The following is an 18,047-nucleotide window of genomic DNA, read 5'->3' as shown; positions in this document are numbered from 1 at the left end:
CATGCCAAACCATTTCACCCGCGAGCCAGAAGTCCAGATTCACATTCCCGACCGCATCGTGATGACGGCCAGGTGTTCTTCGGCGCAGGAGCGATACTGGCGGCTGGACCGGCTCGATCCGGGTACGCCGGCGCTCAACATCGTCGTCAAATGGCGTATCCGCGGACATCTGGAGGCAGCCCTCGCGCAGGACGCGTTTCAGGCCATCCTGGACAGGCACGAGAGTCTTCGAACCTCGATAAGGGTGGAGGATGGCCGCCCTGTTCAGGCCATTGCGGAGCATGTCCCGTTCAAGCTGCCGGAGATCGACCTTTCGGGGCTGACGGAGACTGACCGGGCCAGGGAGACCGACCGCATCGCACAGATCGAGGCACGAACCAGCTTCACCCTGGACGAGGCCCCCCTGTTGCGGGCGACACTGTTGCGGCAGAGCCGGGCTGAGGCCGTGATCCTCGTCGTCACACACCATATCGTCAGCGACGGCTGGTCGATGGGCATCATCGCCAAGGACTTCGTGGCCGCATACCAAGCGCTTGGCCGGGGACGCAAACCAGCCCTCCGCGATCTCGCGCTCCAGTATTGCGACTTCGCCGAAGCAAGCCGGGAGGGCCTCGCCGGCGGTGAATTCGCACGGGAAGAAGCCTATTGGCGAAAGCAGCTCGCCGACCTGCCCGACGTCGTGGTGCCGCCGGATCGTCCGCGCTCCGCCGTTCGCAGCGCGAATGGCGCCTCGCTCTCGCGGCTGCTGCCGCGTCCGTTGACGACGAAGCTCACCGAGCTGGCGCGCAGCGAAGGCACCACTTTCTTCTCGGCCGCCTATGCCGTGCTCCTGGCGCTATTGCATGAGCGCACGGGAAGCTCCGACATCGGGCTTGGCACGCAAATGGCGGCTCGCGACGATGTCGAACTGGAATCGATCGTCGGGCCCTTCGTCAACACGCTGGTGTTGCGAACACAGGTCACGGACGGTCTATCCTTCATCGACCTCTGCCGGGCGGCGCGCGACACCTTCGAGGATGCGGTCGATCACCACGAATGGCCGTTCGACAAGGTCGTCCCCTTGCTGCCGGGCAGCGGGGATGCCAGCAGGCCGCCGGTTTCGATCAACTTCATCGTCCAGCGCGCCTTCATCGGCGAGCTCGCCAATGACAGCTTTCAGGTGTCCGGGATTCCCTCCCCCCTGCCGGGCGCGCTCTACGATCTCAATTTCATCCTGGTGAAGCGGGAGGAGGGTTGGCGCCTGACCTGCGAATATCACCGCGACCTCTATGACGAAGCGACGGCGAAGGCGCTCGTGGCCCAGTACGAGAGCATTGCCGAGGCGGCGCTTGCCGACCCCGCCGCGCCTTTGTCATCTGCGTTGCCAGCTGCCCGGCTGGCGTCGTCGCCGGCGCCCGTGGCAGCAGTTCCGCTCCCAACACCAGCCATCGACATTTCGGCGCTGCGCCGGACATGGCTGCAGAAAGCCGGCACGCAGCCGACATTGTTCGCGCTGAACCATACCGCCCACAATCTGCGCCTCTACCGCCCGCTTTCTCGCGAGCTCGGGGCCGATCAGCCCTTCGTCGCCTTGCAGCTCACGGAGCCGACCCTCGACGGAGCCGCGCCGGCCTCGATCGAGCAGCTGGCAGCCGCCTATTGCAACGCGATCATCGCGACCAAGGCCGACGGCCGATACCGGCTTGCCGGCTTCTGCCGGTCGGGCGTGATCGCATTCGAGGTGGCGAGGCAGCTCGTAGCCGCGGGGCACGAAGTCGATCTGCTCGTGCTGATCGACTGCTGGGCGCCGGGCTACTTCCTTCGCCAACCCTATATCGCGCGTGCGCGCTTCAGGCTGAGGCGCGCCGGCCGCTTCGCCCGTCGGCTCTGGCGTGGCGGTCCGCGCAACTTCGCGACGCGCATGTCGTTCTGGCTGCAATCGACCGCCGCCGTCCGGCAGGCAAAACGCCTGTTCTTCTGGAGGGCGGCCGAGGAAGTGGCCGATGAGGCCGACTTCTGGCGGACGACCGACGAGCTGGAGACATTGGTCCAGCACTATGTCCTGCCGGATTATCGGGGCCGCGTTCTGCTCTTCCGCAGCGAGGCGATCCCAGAAGGCTGGCCGCCCGATCCCACGCTCGGCTGGGCGAGCCATATCGCGGCCAACAGCCCCTGCTTCGCCATTCGCGGGGAGGGCCACGAAGGCGCTTTCTCGGAAGAAGGCTCGCAGTCGATGGCGCTACGCATCATGGATGCAGTGCAGCCAGTCCCATCATAGCGTGGGTGCCCCCGTCCACTGGCGCGGGCTCCGGGCGGGCCATCCAGATCGCGGACCAGCCATGCCGGCGCGCAGCCAACGCGCCGCAATAGCCCGGCGCCGGCCGCAGGTCGGCGAGTTGCCAGTGCATGGCCTCCCCGAGGTCCGTTTCGACATGCAGAAGCCTTGCCTCGGATGGATCAAGTGACACCGCGAAGCTCGATGGCGGCGTATTCAGCCCCGCGCCGATCGCCTTCAGATAGGCTTCCTTGCGCGTCCAGCAACGAATGAAGGCTTCTTCCCGAAGCTCGGGCGCCAGCGCCGCCAGCGCCGCGGCTTCGCCGGGCGTCAGGCATCCCGCGGCGACGTCGGGCGGCACGGGGCGGATGCGCTCGATATCGACACCAACGGCCGGTCCGGCCGTCACCGCGACGATAGCCAGCTCACCGGAATGGCTGAGATTGAACGCGATGGGCGCGCGGTTGCCCGCGTCGGCGAGAAACGGCTTGCCGAACGATGTCTCTTCGAAGCGCAGGCACGATGGCGGGACAAGCGTATAGGCGGCCAGCACACGTCGAAGCCAGCTTCGCGCGGCAACAAAGGCGATGCCTGCATCCGCAACACGGAAGCGATCGGCGCGGGCGCACTCCTGGCCGGACAGGACCAGGCGCCGTTCTGCCGCCTCCATCTCGCCGAGGTCGGTGCGGCAGCACCAGAGATGCACCTGCCACGGAGACAGCGGGATCATAGGGAAGGGACCGTTGCCGTCTCGCCATCCACGGCGCGGCCAGGCTCTCGCGGCCGGCGACTGGTGAAGAGGCCAGCCGTTCGCGCGACAAGGATCGACAGGACGATCAGGATGACCAGCTCCGACACGAGCCCGACCGTGATCAGCCCCGCCACGCCGAAGATCAGCGCCGCCGGATAGACCGCGAGCAAGTTGAAGCAGGCTGCCGCGAGGGTGGCCAGGAAAAGCGGTTGCGTACGTTCGAGTGCCCGGAACGCGCAGCCCAGAACCACATTCACCAGCGTCATCGGGAAGATGAGCGAATACCAAGCGATAACCCAGCCGAATTCGAGGATCTCGCCGCCATAGAGCTGATGGAGCAGCCATGGACCGAACAGCATGAGGCCGAGCGTCGCCGAGGTGCCGATCAGCAAGGCGAATCCGATGGCACGCCCCAGCGTCTGCCGGAGACCTGGCAATCCCGCCGTCGCGTAGGCCTCGCCGGCGAGCGGCGGAACGACGTTCTCAAGCGCTTCGCGCACGACACTTACGATGGCGAGGAGGCTCTGGGCCGCTCGTAAAGCGCCGAGGATCTTGGGGCCGAAGAGGCCTGCGGTCACCAGCAGACCGCTATAGGCGAGCGCCCATTGCACGGAGCCGGTGAGAACGAGCCAGCGCGCCGAATGCCACTGCCGGCGCGTGACGTCGGAGAAGATGTCTCGCTTCCAGAGAAATGGCCCCGATAGGAACAGGCCACAGACCGCCGAGGCAGCGGTCGCCATCGCGACGGCCCAGAGTGCATTGGCGACGCTGATCAGACCGATATGCCAGAGAACGGCGACCGCGCCGAGCTTGAGCGCCTGATTGACGATGTCGATCAACAGGACCGCTGTCGGGCGGCGACGCGCGAACAGGTAGCGGCGCAGAAAATCCTGCGTCAGGTAGGCAGCACCGGTGGCAGCGCCCGGCAGAGCCACGCCATCGAGCGATGTCGCGACTGTGGCGAACTTCAGGATGGCGAATATCGCGATCGCCGCCACGGTGACGTAGGCGGCCTGATGGACGAAGACCACGGTATAATAGGCTGCCGCTTCCGCCCCATCCTCCTTCGACCCGATGCTCATCATCGGGCTGACGATCAGGCCGAGTTGCAGGCTCATGGCGAGATACAGCGCGAGCCAGACCATCGTGTAGAGCCCGAAGGCTTCCAGACCGAGCGCGCGTGCCAGCAGGACGGTCGTCAGAAAATTGCAGACGCTGCAAAACGCCTGGTCGCCGAAGGACAGCGCGGGGCCGATGGCCGGGTGCAGGCGCGCCCTGAAACCGCTTCGGGGCCGCCCGCCGGACATCTCCAGATCAGGAACCATCGTCATACTGTCCGGCATCGGCAGGGATACCGGTCCCTTGCCGAGCGGGCTCCTTCATCACGTTTCATCTTGCCTCCGCCGCGGGTTGCAAGCGGCAACCCGATCGTTCCTGACGATGGAAGTCTACCGTCACCGCCGCGGCCGTTGCGCTGCGCATAGGGACTACCCGCAAGGTGGACGGGTGCCGAGGCCGAGGGTGTGGCTACCCCCAAAGCCCATCCTGCTTCGAATCGCCCGCGCGCTAGTCTGGCCTGGTGGCGGCCGCGATCGCGGACGCATGACGGGAGCGGATCGTGGCCGAGGCGTCATCAATACAGGCGGCCGGTGTTTCCGATCGGCGAGCGACCGATCGCTATTTCCCGATCCTCGCCCTCGGCTTCGCCGGATATGTCCTTTTTGGAAAGAGCTTCGCCTATCTCGGCGTGCCGCCGCTCTTCATGGGCGAGATACTGTTTGTTCTCGGCATCCTGGCATTCCTGGCTTCCGGCTGCGCAACCTCGCTTCTCGCCACAATCCCCGCTATCAGCGCCGCCCTGCTCATGGGTTGGGTTCTGCTGCGAACTCTTCAGGGGATCGGCACCTACAAGGTCGATGCGTTGCGTGACGGAGCTGTCGCGCTTTATGCCGGCTTTGCCTTCATCGTGGCGGCATTGCTGGTCGAACGCCCGGCGAGACTTGCCCAGATCGTCGGCTATTTCAGGATTCACGCGCGCATCATCATCCCAATCGCCATCGTGGCCTATCTGGTCGCGCGGTTCGCCGGCACCTCGATTCCAAAGCTTCCCGGGCAGGATGTCGAAATCATCTCCGTCCGGTCGGGAGAGCTGGCCGCCCATCTCTGCGGCGCACTCGTGCTCGTCCTCCTGGGGCTCTGCAAAGTCAGGCGTGCCTGGCTCGTGGTCTCCATCGCGGCGGCTCTGCTCATCGCCAGCCAAAGCCGCGGCGGAATGCTTGCCCTGATGATTCCACTGGTCTTCGCGATGGTGTTCACGGGACAGTTGCGCCGCTTCGCCACGATCGGCGGTCTCATCGCCGTCGTCATGTGCGCGGCGTATGCGGCCGATCTCGAGATCGATCTGCCCAGGGGCGAAAGGCCGATCAGCGCCCGCGCGGTGATCGACAACGTCGCCAGCATCGCAATGCCAAGCGACGCCAACAATCTCGACGGCACCAAGCAATGGCGGCTGCGCTGGTGGGAAGCCATCCGCAACTATACCCTCCACGGGTCCTATTTCTGGACGGGCAAGGGCTTCGGCGTGAATCTGGCGGAAGCGGACGGCTTCGTCGTCGGCCTCGAGCGTGGCGGCCCGACACTGCGCAGCCCCCACAGCGTCCACATGACCTATCTCGCCAGAGGCGGGGTGCCGGGGCTGGCGCTTTGGGTGCTGACCTTCACCAGCTGGATCGTGGCGCTGCTGCGCATCGCGCGCGCCGCCTGGCTGCGCGGAGACCGGGACTGGTCGCGCTACTTCATCTTCCTCGTCTGCTATCTGGCCGCGATCATCATCGATGCCTCCTTCGACGTCGCCCTCGAAGGGCCGATGCTCGGCATCCCCTTCTGGACCATCTTCGGCATCGGCCTCGGCTCGCTGATGATCTATCGGGGCATGCATGTGATAGACGCCCCCGCCTCTCCCCGTCCGGCGCTTCGCAACGGCGCGCGCATCGCAGGCGCTGCCACGCTGCTTGCGGCGGCTTGCCTGAGCGGCGGCCGCCCGTCCGAAGCCGCCGAAAGCACGACATGTCCAGCTGCGGCGATCCCGGTTCCGGTCGGCTCGTCCATTCAGGCGCTCGTCGCCAAGGCGCCGACGGGAGCGACATTCTGCATCGGCGCAGGGACACACCGGGCACAGCTCATCGCCCCGAAGGATGGGCAGACCTTCATCGGCGAGCCCGGCGCGACCCTGAGCGGGGCCGAGCTGATCACCGATATGCGGCAGGAAGGGCGCTTCTGGATGGGATCAGCGGTGAAACTGGACATCCGCCCGTTCGGCACCTGCCTGAAGTCTCGCCCGCGCTGCAACGATGCGGAGCGCTTCTTTCTCGATGATCAGCCGCTGGAGCCTGTCTCCGCTCTCGCCGATCTGCGACCCGGCGCAGTGTTCCAGGATGCTCTGATGAGCCGCTTCTATCTCGCAGACGATCCCCGCGGCCGCAGGCTCGAACGCACGCGCCAGCCCTACGCCTTCCGCAATGACGGGGCGCGCAACGTCACCGTCAAAGGGCTAATCGTGGAGAAATATGCGACGCCGGCCCAGCAGGGCGCGATCTACGGCGACGAGGATCGGCGGGCAACCGACTGGCTGATCGAAGGCAACGAGGCTCGCTTCAACAGCGGATCGGGAATCGCGACGGGCGACAGAAGCGTGGTTCGCGGCAACAAGGTCCACCATAACGGTCAGCTCGGAATCTCGCCCAACGGCGTCGATGTCGTGATCGAGGACAACGAGATCTACGAGAACAACATCTTCGGTTTCGACGCCGCCTGGGAAGCCGGCGGCGTCAAGGCGGGGGCGGTGGAGCGCCTGACGCTGCGCCGCAACCATGTCTACGACAATTTCGGCTCGGGCCTTTGGTGCGATGTCGACTGCCGTAACATCCTGATCGAGGACAACCGGGTCGAGCGCAACGCCGATGCCGGCATCTTCTACGAGATCAGCTTCGACGCGATCATCCGCAACAATATCGTCGGCCTCAACGGCACGGGACTGGGCGGCCAGCAGGGCAGCGCCTGGATCTGGGGAGCCGGCATCCAGATCGCCGCCTCACAAGGCGTCGAGGTCTACGGCAACACCGTCACCGTGGCGGAAGGCAGCGCCGGCATCGTGCTGGTCGATCAGGGCCGCGAGCGGATCGATCGGCCTGCTCGCGCGGCGGGCGCCGGAAAGACGTTCTACAGGACCGCCGGCAACAGCGTCCATGACAACGAAGTCATCTACAACGGGCGGGCTGGTATCTCCGGCGGCGCCAGCGACGTCGCAAGATTGAATCCGAATTTCGGGATCATCGAAACCGGCGGCAACCGTTTCGACCGGAACACCTATGTGCTGCGCCTGGCGGCTGCATCGCCCGCCTTCATCTGGGGGCACGGCGCGATCTCCTATGAGAGATTCCGCAATCTCGGCCAGGAGGCGAACGGCCAGCTCGTTCGCCCGAAATAACCTCGGGCCTCGCGAACCTACCCCTGACGGCGTAGTCCGGACGCTTGAAGCATCTAGTCCTTGGAGACGCGGCCCGAACACGCGTACGCGGGTAGAATTCGGCGCCGAGAACCGACATCGCGAGGTCCGAACCCCATGAACATGATACCGCGATCGTTCCGTCGCTCGCACTTCCGGGAGGAGCGGTTCAAGACCCATGTCCTGCCCATCATCGAGGGGTTGATCAGGGAGCGGGGGTCGTGCCGGATTCTCGATCTCGGAGGAGATGCGGAATACTGGCAGTACGATATCCCGGCCTCGGGCGTCGAGATCTGCATCCTGAACATCGAAGCGCGCGAAGATCCCGCCGACCGGCGATTTCGCTTCGTCCAGGGGGATGCCCGCGACGTCGCGCAATTCGACGATCTCAGCTTCGACTTCGTCCACTCCAATTCGTTGATCGAGCATGTAGGCCGCTGGGAGGACATGAAGCGCGTCGCCGCCGAGATCAGGCGGCTTGCACCGTGCTACTACGTCCAGACACCGAACTTCTGGTTCCCTCTCGACCCGCACAGCAACGCGCCGTTGATGCACTGGCTGCCCCAGCCGCTGCAGCGGCGCCTGGTCTCGACGAAGGCTCGCGGCTTCTACGCCAAGGCGACCTCCCTCGACCACGCCATGCGGATCGTGGAAGGCACCTCGATGCTCGACCGGGCTCAGATCACCGAGCTCTTCCCGGATGCGCGGATTCTGACGGAAAACGTCCTTTTCCTCTCCAAATCGCTGATCGCCATCAGGAGCCCGGATGCCTGAGAGCGGGACGCCACAATGAGGTGCGATTTCGTTTTCCTGGCCTTGGCCAGGAATTGTGCCGAGACGATCCCGCGCTTCCTCGATCTGTTGGAAGCGTTGCGCTCCGAGGGATTGAGCGTAGCCGCCTTCGTTGGCGAGAATGGCTCGCGTGACGGGACGCGGGCACTGCTTCAACGTGCCGAGGCAGACGGGCAACTCGTGCTGGTGCCGACGCCTTTCATGGCGGACGAGCCCGATCGGCTCAAGCGGATGGCTCTCGGCCGCGAGCGGATCAAGACGGAATGCGAGGCCTCGAACCTCAAGCCCGATGTCGTCTGCGTTCTCGACATCGACAACGTCATCGCCCGGCCGCCTTCCGTCGCAGCACTGCTCAAAGCCGCATCCAAGCTCGATCGGCCGGGCGTTTTCGGCGTGTCAGCGACGTCGCGACCCCATTATTATGATCTCCTGGCATTTCAGGACGAATGCAGATCATTCGATACGCTGCTGGACGATCTGGCGGAGAGTCGGGGCAATATCTTCAGCTATTATCGCTTCTTTTGTTCGCGAATCTATCCGCACCAGCGGGCGCTCACCGTCGATCGCGAGATCGCGTGCTCGTCGACCTTCAATGGCTTGTGCCTCTATCGCGCGCCTGTCTATCGGCTGGGAAGCTATCTCGGGGACGGACCGAGCATCTGCGAGCACCTGACCCTCAACCGCCGCCTCGCGGGCATGACCGGCGGGAAGATGCTGATCGACCCCGGCCTGATCCTTCCCACGCCCATCGACCATTCCGAGCAAAGTTTCCTGCCGTTCGTCTGGCGACGGCTTCGAAAACTGATTGCCTCCGCAGCGCCTCAGACCGTTTTCAGGACCGAACCCACGACCTCAACCCTGCGGTGAGGGCGCGTCATCCTCGTCCGTAATCGCGAGGTCATGGAGATTGTCCCTCAGGACCACGCTCAGGAGCGAATTATGAACCTCGATGCGACCGTTGTCTGAAATGAACCCCAGTCGCTTGAACTTGTTCATGAAGCGAGCGACACGCGAGCGCGTCGAGCCTATCATTTCCGCCAGTGTTTCCTGGCTGATCTCGCCAATGATCGGCTGAGGCGCTCCCTCCTTGCCGAAATTGGCAAGAAGCAACAGGAGGCGGGCGAGCCGCCTTTCGCTTGAGTTAAAGAGCTGATCTATCAGATCTGCTTCCATTCTGATGTTGCGGGCAAGAAGGTGGGACGTAAAGGCGCCTGCAGCGGCGCGATTTTCTTGCAAAACACGGACTATCGTGGCTCTTTCAACCCTAACGATACTGCTGTCCGTCAACGCGGCAGCAGTCGCGATCCTCACCTCCTGCCCTGCCAAACAGCCTTCGCCAAAGAAATCGCCGGCCCTGAGGATCGCCACGACAGCCTCTTTTCCATGGGCTGACACCGTTGAGATTCTGATCTCCCCGTCATGTATAAAATAAATCGAATCCGCACGATCTCCTTGCGAATAGATCACGGAACCCGACTCTGGATACTGCTCGGCGCCGCCATCATAAGATAAATCGATTAATAATTTTCCGTAAGATTTATTATTATTTTTAATAATCATACGAATTTTCCTGAATGGCATATCACGAGCAATAATATACCACACTGCGGCAATAGTAATCCTACGCCGCCGCGCAACATTTCGATATCACGTTTCCGTCAACGGCGCGCCTTCCATCGAAAATTGTCCATTCGCTCTATTTCTCTATAAAAAAGACGTAAAAATACACCGGACACAGGCCGAATATTATGGTAGCATCTAGATGCGGCCCTACAGAAGGGCGGGTCTATCTTGGGTCAGGCACGATCAGAGTTCGGCGTCCTCGCGCCTTCGAACCCCGAAGGCGGCGGATCGTCATTGCAAATTCCACCACCTGTACGCTCGTCTCCACCCACCAATCTGCGCAGGAGGGGCGCTGGAGTGAATACGTCTACTGCCGAAGCGTCATCAAAGACCATAAGCTCGCTTGATATCGCCTACGACAATCATCGTCTTTTCGACGCGCTGGTCGCCGGCATGGCGGATCTGCTCGAAAAAACCGCCGGCCTGGACGATGCGTCGATCTTCATCGGCAGTATCGCGACCGAGTTGGGAGCCGAGATCGAGAAGCAATACAGGACGACGCTGGGAAGACACCGCCTCAGTCCCGAGCAACTTCCGCTCGTTTTGGTCGATCTGGCCAATCGCGCCGGTGGGGCGTTCTTTATCATGGAGGAGAACGAAGATCGCATCGTTCTGGGCAACGGGGCCTGCCCTCTGGGGGATGCGGTTCGCAACCATCCGTCGCTCTGCATGCTGACGTCGAACATCTTCGGTCGCATGGCCGCGAACACAGTCGGCTCCGCGGCGGTCGACCTCGAACAGACGATTGCGACCGGGGCGGCCGGATGCCGGGTGGTCATCCATCTCAACCGAAAAGGGCTGCGGCTGGACACCACGGAATACCTTCGCGACGACGCAACTGCCGATGCAGACTGATTTGGACATCCACGCCTGTTTCGACCCATCGATGATCGCCTTGAGCGACGGCCGCATCCGTGCACTCAATCGCGCGGCACGCTCGATCTTCCCTCTCGCAACCTCGACATTCTCGCTGTTCGACATTTGCGCCGACCCGGCCGAAATGCTGCGAAGATATCTCGTTCGCTGCTCGGGCTCTCGCCAACCGGTGATGGAAAAAGTCAGCCTCACCGGGCCGGGGGGGATCGTCAACTATCGCTGCTTCGGCAGCGCCATCACCACCCGGCGACGCGGTCGTCCTTCCACCCTCCTGTTGCGTCTCTCACCCGTGCTCGACCCCCGACTATCGGCCCAAGCGCAGCGGATGAGGAACGAGACGGGAGAGCGGCGCCTGGCTGTGGTGCTCGACCAATTGGGGGAGCTGCGCAAGGACCGCCTGCGTCTGGTCGAGCAGTACTTTTTCGTCACCGAGGCACTGCGCGTCGTGGAGGCGCAAAAGCGCGAACTTCAGCAAGAGATCAAACATATCCGCACCGACGAGCGCGAGCGCATCGCACAAGATCTGCACGACCATGTCGGACACGAGATGGTCGCCGTTCTCGCAGGGTTGAGGAAACTGCGCGATTCCGCGCACGGTTCAGCGCGAGCGCATCTCGATGGCATCACCATGCACGTCGCCGAGGTCGGCCGCCGCATTCATCGCGCCGTCGTGGGCGCAAGACCCCGGATCGTCGAAGAGCTCGGCCTGAGCCGGGCGCTCGAAGTCACCCTCGTTTCCTGTGCGACGGACGGGGCGCTGGACTTCTCCTTCACCACGAAGGGAGCGGTGCCCAAATTCCTGCCCGCGCCCGTTGAAAGCGCGCTTTATCGCGTAGCCCAGGAGGCGTTTACGAACGTGCTGAAGCATGCGCGCGGCGCGCGAAGGATCGACGTTGTCCTGGGAGGCAGCGCGACTTCCGTTTCGCTGACGATAACGGATAACGGCGCCGGCTACGCTCCGGAACTGCAACAGCGGGGGGAACTTTATGACACCGGCATCGGTTTGCTGGGAATGCAGCAGCGGATGCGCAGCATAGGGGGTGTGTTGCAGATCGAATCGCTCCCCGGACAAGGGACAACCGTCACCGCCCTCGCATCGCTGAACCGCGAGCAGCGGAGTGCGCCGTCATGACGGAACGGATCATTCTGGTCGATGATCACCCGGTTATCCTGACCGGGCTTGCGGCGTTGGTGCGCAGCCTCCCCGGGCTTGAACTGGTCGGGCAGGCCACTGTCGCCTCGCAGGCGCTTACGCTCGTTCGAGAGCAAAATCCCAACATCGTCGTCCTGGACATGGGGTTGCCCGGCATGAACGGCGTCGCATTGGCAGAGCGCATTCTCGAAAAGGCGCCTCATACGCGGATCGTCATGCTGACCCACTTTGAGGAACCGAGCTACGTGCAGAAGGCGCTGAGGACGGGCATCCGCGGCTACGTCCTCAAGTCATCGCCCAGCGACAAGATCGCGCAGGCTATCAAGACGGTCCAGAGCGGTGGCGTCTACATCGATTCCGAGCTCGAGGAGTTCCGCTCCGAATGGATTCGCAAGCTTGCGCAGAAGCCCGGCTCCGAATTGGAGACCCCCAATGGCAGCCTCACCAATCGCGAGTTGCAGGTCCTGCGTCTTGCAGCCGTCGGGCATTCCAACAAGGAGATCGCCCGCCGTATCGGGCTGGGCGTCAAATCGGTCGAGACCTATCGATACAGAGCCTGCAAGAAGCTCCTGCTGCACTCACGTCTCGACATCATCAGATACGGCGCCACCCATGGCTGGATCCTCGATATCTAGAGGCAATCGACCGAGCCATCCTCAGTCTGAGCTAGTGCGCCGGCTCTGGGAGTAACCAGCTTGGCGTCGGCGGAAATAAAACGCCAAGCGCAATGCGCCCCCTGCCCGGAAGGGCGGGGCGACTTGGCGGCCCGTTCCCGCTACGACGATGCATGGGGAATTGGGAGTTTCGGTCCAGACGGAACCGCCGTCCGGGACCGAGCAAAGCGGCGCCAAAGAAGGCCGCGCCTCTCGATCGAAAGAGGGCGCCTGGATCGGCTGAACGCACCAATGGTCAGGATTCTCGTTGCCGACGAACACGCGCTTTATCGGACCGGTTTGCGCGTCATTCTGCAAGCCGCGTTGCCGGAGGCTGAGTTTCTGGAGGTTGCCGATCGCGCCGGCTTGATGCGCAGCCTGATGGAGGAACAGCCTATCGATCTTGCGCTCGTCAGCCTCAACCTGACAGGCTCTACCGATCCGGGTGTCATCTGGGACTTCAAGCGCGCTTCCATAACTACGCGCTACGTCATCATCGCGACGGACTGCACCTTCGACCAGGTTCTCCATTTCATCGCCGAAGGTTTCCAAGGCTTCATTTCGAAGCTGCAGCGCGACGACGAGATCGTTCAATCGATCGAGGACGTTCTGGCCGGGCGTCTGTCGGTGCCGCGAGAGCTCACGCCGTTCAGCTCCGCTGCGGAAGGCCAACCGGCACGAGACGTTCAGCAGCGCCGATCGAGCCAGCAACAGGGTCCGTTCGGCTTGACGCGGCGCCAGCGGGACGTTCTGATGCTGTTGGCGGACGGACTTTCGAACCGCGAGATCGCTCAGGCGCTCCATATCGCGGAGCCAACGACCAAAATCCATGTTTCGGCGTTGATGCGCGTTCTCAACGTCCGCAACCGAACGGAAGCTGCAGTTCTCGCTCGCGATCTGCTGCGGACGTTCCAAAACGGCCCGGAAGACCGGGACGGGGCCAGGCACAACAAGGCCGGCCCGCGCGGGTGATTTCCCAACGCATTTAATCTGAAATTTCTTTGTAAGGTTTACCCTTACGAGGATCGTATTCTCCTGACAGGACGAACACGTCCGAGTGAACTAATTATTAATGATGACCTAGGGTCATGAAAGCGATGGTTGGCGGTCTTCGGTCTCTAAATGGGTAGCACATGCGATGTTCTCGGTTATCTGACTAATTCTGAAACCGAGTCAGTTACGTGCGCAAATGACGATCAAGGCTTTTTTCCGTAGTTCGCTCTCGTTTCGTGTCGAGTGGATGGAGAGTACGATGCCTGAACTTATCGAGACCGCCGTTCTAAGTGACAACGCTCTGCTCAGAGAAGGAATTACACAACTGCTGAGCGGCGCGCGGTTCCATGTGAGCCAGAGATCCGCAAGTCTCGATCTTCAGAAGTACGAAAACGGCCAGAGATCCCCCGACCTCTTCATCGTCGTCATCGACGACATGTCCTGTTCGATCCTCGGTGACATCAAAAGGCAGTTCAAAAACGCCAAGATCGTGGCCCTCGCCCTCCGCGACAATCGCGAGTTGATGCGGCGCGCCGTACAGCTCGGCGCCGTCGGCTATCTCGTCGAATCCGTATCCGCGCAGGATCTCATCATGTCGCTGGAGGTCGTCATCGCGAACGGTGCCGTCTTCCCGCCCGAACTCCTGTCACAGCTTTCCGAAGTGGCGGTCGAACCGCAGCGCCTTCTCCAAGGCGTGCAGCGCAGGGCCGACGGGTCTCCGTTCTCGGGCCTTTCCGGCCGGGAGGTGAGCATCCTGGAAGGGCTCATGCTGGGCGAATCCAACAAGGTCATCGCGCGCAAGCTGCAGATCGCCGAGGCGACCGTGAAGGTGCATGTGAAGGCGATCTTGCGAAAGGTGCGTGTCCGAAACCGGACCCAGGCAGCCATGTGGGCAATGCAGAACGCGGCCTCGCAGATCCCGGTCCTGGACGAGCACGACATCGGCGGCGACGAGACGCTCCCGATGATCGCAACGAGGCCGGAAGCGATGCTTTCGCCTCAGCTCTCGTGACCCGGTCAGCGTAAACGGGGAGCCGCTCCATGATCGTGACTATCGTGACTCCGACGCTCAATGCGGTCGAGTATCTGAAAGAATGTATCGAGTCGGCGCGCAGAAACACGACGAAAGACATTGAGATCGAGCATGTGATCGTCGACGGCGGCAGCACCGACGGCACTGTCGAGCTCGCCCGCAGCTACGGGCTGCGGGTGCTCCAAGGCAAGGACAGCGGGATATTCGACGCCATCAACAAAGGCTCGTTCGACTCTTCGGGCGAGCTGCTGGGCTTCCTTGGAGCCGATGACGTGATGCTCGATGGCGCATCCTCCGCGGTGGTCCAGGCCTATCGGAAGAGCGGCCGGCGCTGGGTCGTCGGTGGCATCAAATGGACGGACTCGAAGGGGCACAGCCTGGGCCGCCTTGCAGCTCCTCCGAACTGGATGACCCCGGCGATGCTGGTCAGCCTCGGCTGGAACCCCATCATGCATATGGGGACCTATTTCTCGCGGAGTTTCTTCGAGGAACTCGGTGGTTTCAACATCACCTACAAGGACTCGGGCGATTACGAGATGTTCTGCCGGGCCCTAACCAAGGCCCCCTATGGCCGGATCGACCAGACGCTGGCCTGCTTTCGGCGGACGGGGATGAACAACAGTGCGATCCACGGAAGCCGCACAGCCGCCGAATGGGCGAGAATCCTTGCTGAGCACGGACCATCGTCGAACGCGCAGCGCGTGTTCTGGCGCTGTCTCCTGAAGGGCTATTTCAACCTCGGCAACCCCGACTGGCTGCTGGCGAAGATGGCCGATTCGACCAGAACGACGCTAAAACTTCAGCCGAAGCCGCATTTTTGAAGTTCTTGGGGTTTGGCGGAGCGGCCGGGCGCCATGGCGTCCGGCCCAATTCCCAGAGTGTCGCTGGTAAACGCCACCCCGTATCCTCTCCACGCCTTAATCAGACAGGCGGCTGTTTCGCCGGGAAAAGCGCGCCATTTCCGGTTCGCCCCCTCGTTCCTCCGGCGCTCCGGCCGTTTCTTCACCCCCGGCAGTGCCGAAGCAGGGCGTTTCTCACAGGTCCGTGCTCTGGGGCAGAATCACGAGGTCACGGATCGTGACGTTGCGCAGGCGGGTCAGCATAAAATGCACGGCCTCGGCCACCTCCTCTGCCTCGATCAGGCCGCCACGAGCGCGCTCGGCCTCGAGCTTCTCCTGCGGCCAGTCGGCAATCAGGGCCGTCACGACAGGGCCGGGCAGGACCGCCCCGACGCGCAGCCCGTGCGGTATCACCTGCCGGCGGAGCGTGTGGACAAAGGCCTGCACTGCGTGCTTCGAGGCCGTATAGACCGGCTCCCAGACCACCGGCACGACGCCGGCCACCGAGCTGGTGACGAGGATGTCTCCGGTCTTGCGCGCGATCATATGCGGCAGCACGGCATGGATGCTGCGGAAGACCGCGTTGACGTTGAGGTTCAGCATGCGGTCCCAGGCGTCGGGATCGCCCTCGCTGACCGGCCCACCGACATAGGAACCGGCATTGGCATGAAAGATGTCGAGCTGCCCCGCCCTGTCGAGGATATCAGGCATCATGCCGGCGACGGAGGCTGCATCGGTCAGGTCGACGACCAGCGGGATCGCTCCCGGCCCGAGAGGTTGGCAGACCTTTGCGAGAGTCTCGCGGTCGCGGTCGACGAGGACGACGCGGGCGCCGGCGGCGATCAGGCGTTTCGCACAGGCGAGCCCGATCCCCGAGGCGGCTCCGGTGATCGCTGCAACTTTCCCGGTCAGTTCCTGAGTCACGTCGACGTCTCCGATCCGCATTGATCCCGGCTATCGCGCATGAGTTCGCGTGCCTCGAGCGCGGCGGCCTGCAGTGTTTCGAATGCCGCGAAGCGGCGGTCGTGCAGCCGGGCGGTCTCATCGCCGGCCGGTGTGAAGACTCCGGCCTCCGGCGCCATCTCGACCATCGCCTGCGCAAGATCGGGGAATGCGCCGGCCGCCGTCGCGCCCAGCATGGCAGAGCCGAGCAGGACGGGATCAACGCCATCCGGCACGAGCACCGGCAACCCGGCGCAATCGGCGAGAAGCTGCCGGACGAGCGGATGGCGCCCGGCGCCGCCGCTGAGCACGATCGCCTCGATCACGGCGCCCTTGGCGCGGCTGGCCTCGACGATCTGCCGCAGCCCGTAGCCGATGCCGGTCAGGCCGGCGACATAGAGCGCGACGAGATCGTCGAGATCGCGTTCCATGCCGAGGCCCGCGATCACGGCGCGCGCCTGCGGATCGGCATGAGGCGAGCGGTTGCCGAGGAAATCCGGCACCACGACGCGCCCCTGTGCGAGATGCACGGCTTCCGAAGCCTCGCCGGCCCGCAGCACCGCCTGCGCGGCAAGCCAATCCGGCAGCGAGAGGTTTTCAGCCATAGCCCGGCGCTGCGCTTCCGGCGCCGCCGGGTGGAAACCGATCAGCTGCTCGATCGCGGCGCCGGCACCGGACTGGCCGCCCTCGCTGAGCCAGAGGCCCGGCGCCATAGCGGAAAAATAGGGACCCCAGATTCCGGGGATGAAGATCGGCTCGCGGCTGCTCGCCATGGTGCAGGCCGAGGTGCCGAAGACATAGGCCATGCGGGTCAGGGCTGTGCCATGGGGCGAGCGAACGCCGACCGAACCGACGCCGCCGGCATGGGCATCGATCAGCCCGGCAACAACAGCGGTTCCGGGATTCAGCCCGAGTTCGGCAGCCGCCTGCCCGGCGAGTCCGTTCCCGAGCGAGGTGCCGCCCGGAACGATCTCGGTCCCGATACGGGAAAAGCTGTCATCTGCCAGATCGCCGAGCCCTATCTGACGGAAATAGCCGGCATCCCAGCGTCGCTCATGGGCGAGATACGTCCATTTGCAGGTCACGGTGCAGGTCGAGCGCGCCAGCGAACCAGTCGCGCGCCAGGTCAAATAGTCGGCGAGATCGAAGAACTGCCAAGCCGTAGCGTATGTCGCCGGCAGATTCTCCTTGAGCCAGAGCAGCTTCGGCGTCTCCATCTCGGGCGAGATCGTGCCGCCGACATAGGCGAGCACGGGATGGCGCGTCGCGTTGATGCGTTCGGCCTGGTCGAGTGCGCGATGGTCCATCCAGACGATGATGTCGCGGCTGGCATCACCATGCGGACCGACCGCGAGCGAGGCTCCGCCCGGCCCGAGCACCACCAGCGAGCAGGTCGCATCGAAGCCGATGCCGGCAATCGCTTCGGGCGTGAGCCCGGCCGTGGCCATGGCCTCGCGCACGCTTGCGCAGACGGCGCCCCAGATATCCTCGCTCGACTGCTCCGCGATATCTGCCCCGTCCCGATGGAGCGCGATGTCGCGCTTGCCCGTCGCGACCATCCGGCCGCGCCGGTCGAAGATGCCGGCGCGTGCGCTGCCGGTGCCGACATCGATGCCGATGAAGTGCCCGGTCAT

15 protein-coding genes are annotated in these 18,047 nt (G+C 63.6%); 10 read left to right on the top strand and 5 right to left on the bottom strand.

Annotation, left to right across the window (positions count from 1 at the left end):
* The first annotated feature begins 1 nt into the window (after position 1).
* Positions 2-2,257 (top strand): condensation domain-containing protein, encoded by a 2,256-nt coding sequence (locus tag NWE53_RS21080; RefSeq protein WP_265051306.1) that lies wholly within the window; start codon positions 2-4, stop codon positions 2,255-2,257.
* Here the strand turns inward: NWE53_RS21080 and NWE53_RS21075 are convergent.
* Together NWE53_RS21075 and NWE53_RS21070 are read right to left on the bottom strand one after the other, a co-directional pair.
* Positions 2,226-2,984, bottom strand: a complete 759-nt coding sequence (locus NWE53_RS21075) for a 4'-phosphopantetheinyl transferase family protein (RefSeq protein ID WP_265051305.1) — start codon at positions 2,982-2,984, stop codon at positions 2,226-2,228. The two genes, NWE53_RS21080 and NWE53_RS21075, sit on opposite strands and share 32 nt — an antisense overlap.
* Complete coding sequence (locus NWE53_RS21070) at positions 2,981-4,330, bottom strand: lipopolysaccharide biosynthesis protein (protein ID WP_265051304.1); 1,350 nt, start codon at positions 4,328-4,330, stop codon at positions 2,981-2,983. Before NWE53_RS21070 ends, NWE53_RS21075 begins: the two co-directional genes overlap by 4 nt.
* 293 nt (positions 4,331-4,623) lie before the next feature.
* Here NWE53_RS21070 and NWE53_RS21065 point away from each other — a divergent pair, with 293 nt between their 5' ends.
* The 3 genes from NWE53_RS21065 to NWE53_RS21055 all read left to right on the top strand — a co-directional run bounded on the left by NWE53_RS21065 (position 4,624) and on the right by NWE53_RS21055 (position 9,168).
* Positions 4,624-7,491, top strand: coding sequence for a right-handed parallel beta-helix repeat-containing protein (locus tag NWE53_RS21065; RefSeq protein WP_265051303.1), 2,868 nt, complete (start codon positions 4,624-4,626; stop codon positions 7,489-7,491).
* Positions 7,492-7,626: 135 nt separating this feature from the next.
* The gene (locus tag NWE53_RS21060) at positions 7,627-8,283 is read left to right on the top strand and encodes a class I SAM-dependent methyltransferase (protein WP_265051302.1); all 657 of its coding nucleotides are present in this window, start codon (positions 7,627-7,629) and stop codon (positions 8,281-8,283) included.
* A gap of 219 nt (positions 8,284-8,502) precedes the next feature.
* Positions 8,503-9,168, top strand: a complete 666-nt coding sequence (locus NWE53_RS21055; protein WP_265051301.1) for a glycosyltransferase family 2 protein — start codon at positions 8,503-8,505, stop codon at positions 9,166-9,168.
* On the opposite strand, the gene NWE53_RS21050 is transcribed toward NWE53_RS21055, so the two are convergent.
* A complete protein-coding gene (locus NWE53_RS21050) occupies positions 9,154-9,861 on the bottom strand; it encodes a Crp/Fnr family transcriptional regulator (RefSeq protein WP_265051300.1) in 708 nt (235 codons plus the stop codon). The genes NWE53_RS21055 and NWE53_RS21050 overlap by 15 nt on opposite strands.
* A 360-nt stretch (positions 9,862-10,221) precedes the next feature.
* On the opposite strand from NWE53_RS21050, the gene NWE53_RS21045 reads away from it, so the two are divergent.
* From NWE53_RS21045 to NWE53_RS21020, 6 genes are all read left to right on the top strand, one after another.
* The gene (locus tag NWE53_RS21045; protein ID WP_265051299.1) at positions 10,222-10,779 is read left to right on the top strand and encodes a methanogen output domain 1-containing protein; all 558 of its coding nucleotides are present in this window, start codon (positions 10,222-10,224) and stop codon (positions 10,777-10,779) included.
* 1 nt (position 10,780) lies between these two features.
* Complete coding sequence (locus tag NWE53_RS21040; protein ID WP_265051298.1) at positions 10,781-11,932, top strand: sensor histidine kinase; 1,152 nt, start codon at positions 10,781-10,783, stop codon at positions 11,930-11,932.
* Positions 11,929-12,588 carry a response regulator gene (locus NWE53_RS21035; RefSeq protein ID WP_265051297.1) on the top strand — a complete coding sequence of 220 codons (660 nt, stop codon included), beginning with the start codon at positions 11,929-11,931 and terminating at the stop codon, positions 12,586-12,588. The genes NWE53_RS21040 and NWE53_RS21035 overlap by 4 nt, the downstream gene beginning before the upstream one ends.
* A 123-nt stretch (positions 12,589-12,711) precedes the next feature.
* Positions 12,712-13,578 carry a LuxR C-terminal-related transcriptional regulator gene (locus NWE53_RS21030; protein WP_265051296.1) on the top strand — a complete coding sequence of 289 codons (867 nt, stop codon included), beginning with the start codon at positions 12,712-12,714 and terminating at the stop codon, positions 13,576-13,578.
* Between the two features lie 217 nt (positions 13,579-13,795).
* On the top strand, positions 13,796-14,611 hold the full coding sequence (locus tag NWE53_RS21025; RefSeq protein ID WP_265051295.1) for a LuxR C-terminal-related transcriptional regulator: 816 nt from the start codon (positions 13,796-13,798) through the stop codon (positions 14,609-14,611).
* Between the two features lie 29 nt (positions 14,612-14,640).
* A complete protein-coding gene (locus NWE53_RS21020) occupies positions 14,641-15,453 on the top strand; it encodes a glycosyltransferase family 2 protein (protein ID WP_265051294.1) in 813 nt (270 codons plus the stop codon).
* Positions 15,454-15,666: 213 nt separating this feature from the next.
* Here the strand turns inward: NWE53_RS21020 and NWE53_RS21015 are convergent, their stop codons facing one another.
* On the bottom strand, positions 15,667-16,395 hold the full coding sequence (locus tag NWE53_RS21015) for an SDR family oxidoreductase (protein ID WP_265051293.1): 729 nt from the start codon (positions 16,393-16,395) through the stop codon (positions 15,667-15,669).
* Positions 16,392-18,047, bottom strand: coding sequence for an FGGY-family carbohydrate kinase (locus NWE53_RS21010; protein WP_265051292.1), 1,656 nt, complete (start codon positions 18,045-18,047; stop codon positions 16,392-16,394). The genes NWE53_RS21015 and NWE53_RS21010 overlap by 4 nt, the downstream gene beginning before the upstream one ends.

The sequence above is a fragment of the Bosea sp. NBC_00550 genome, from assembly GCF_026020075.1.
Lineage (GTDB): Bacteria > Pseudomonadota > Alphaproteobacteria > Rhizobiales > Beijerinckiaceae > Allobosea.
Note: the sequence above shows the minus strand (reverse complement) of the source record. Positions and strands in the feature narration are given on the sequence as shown.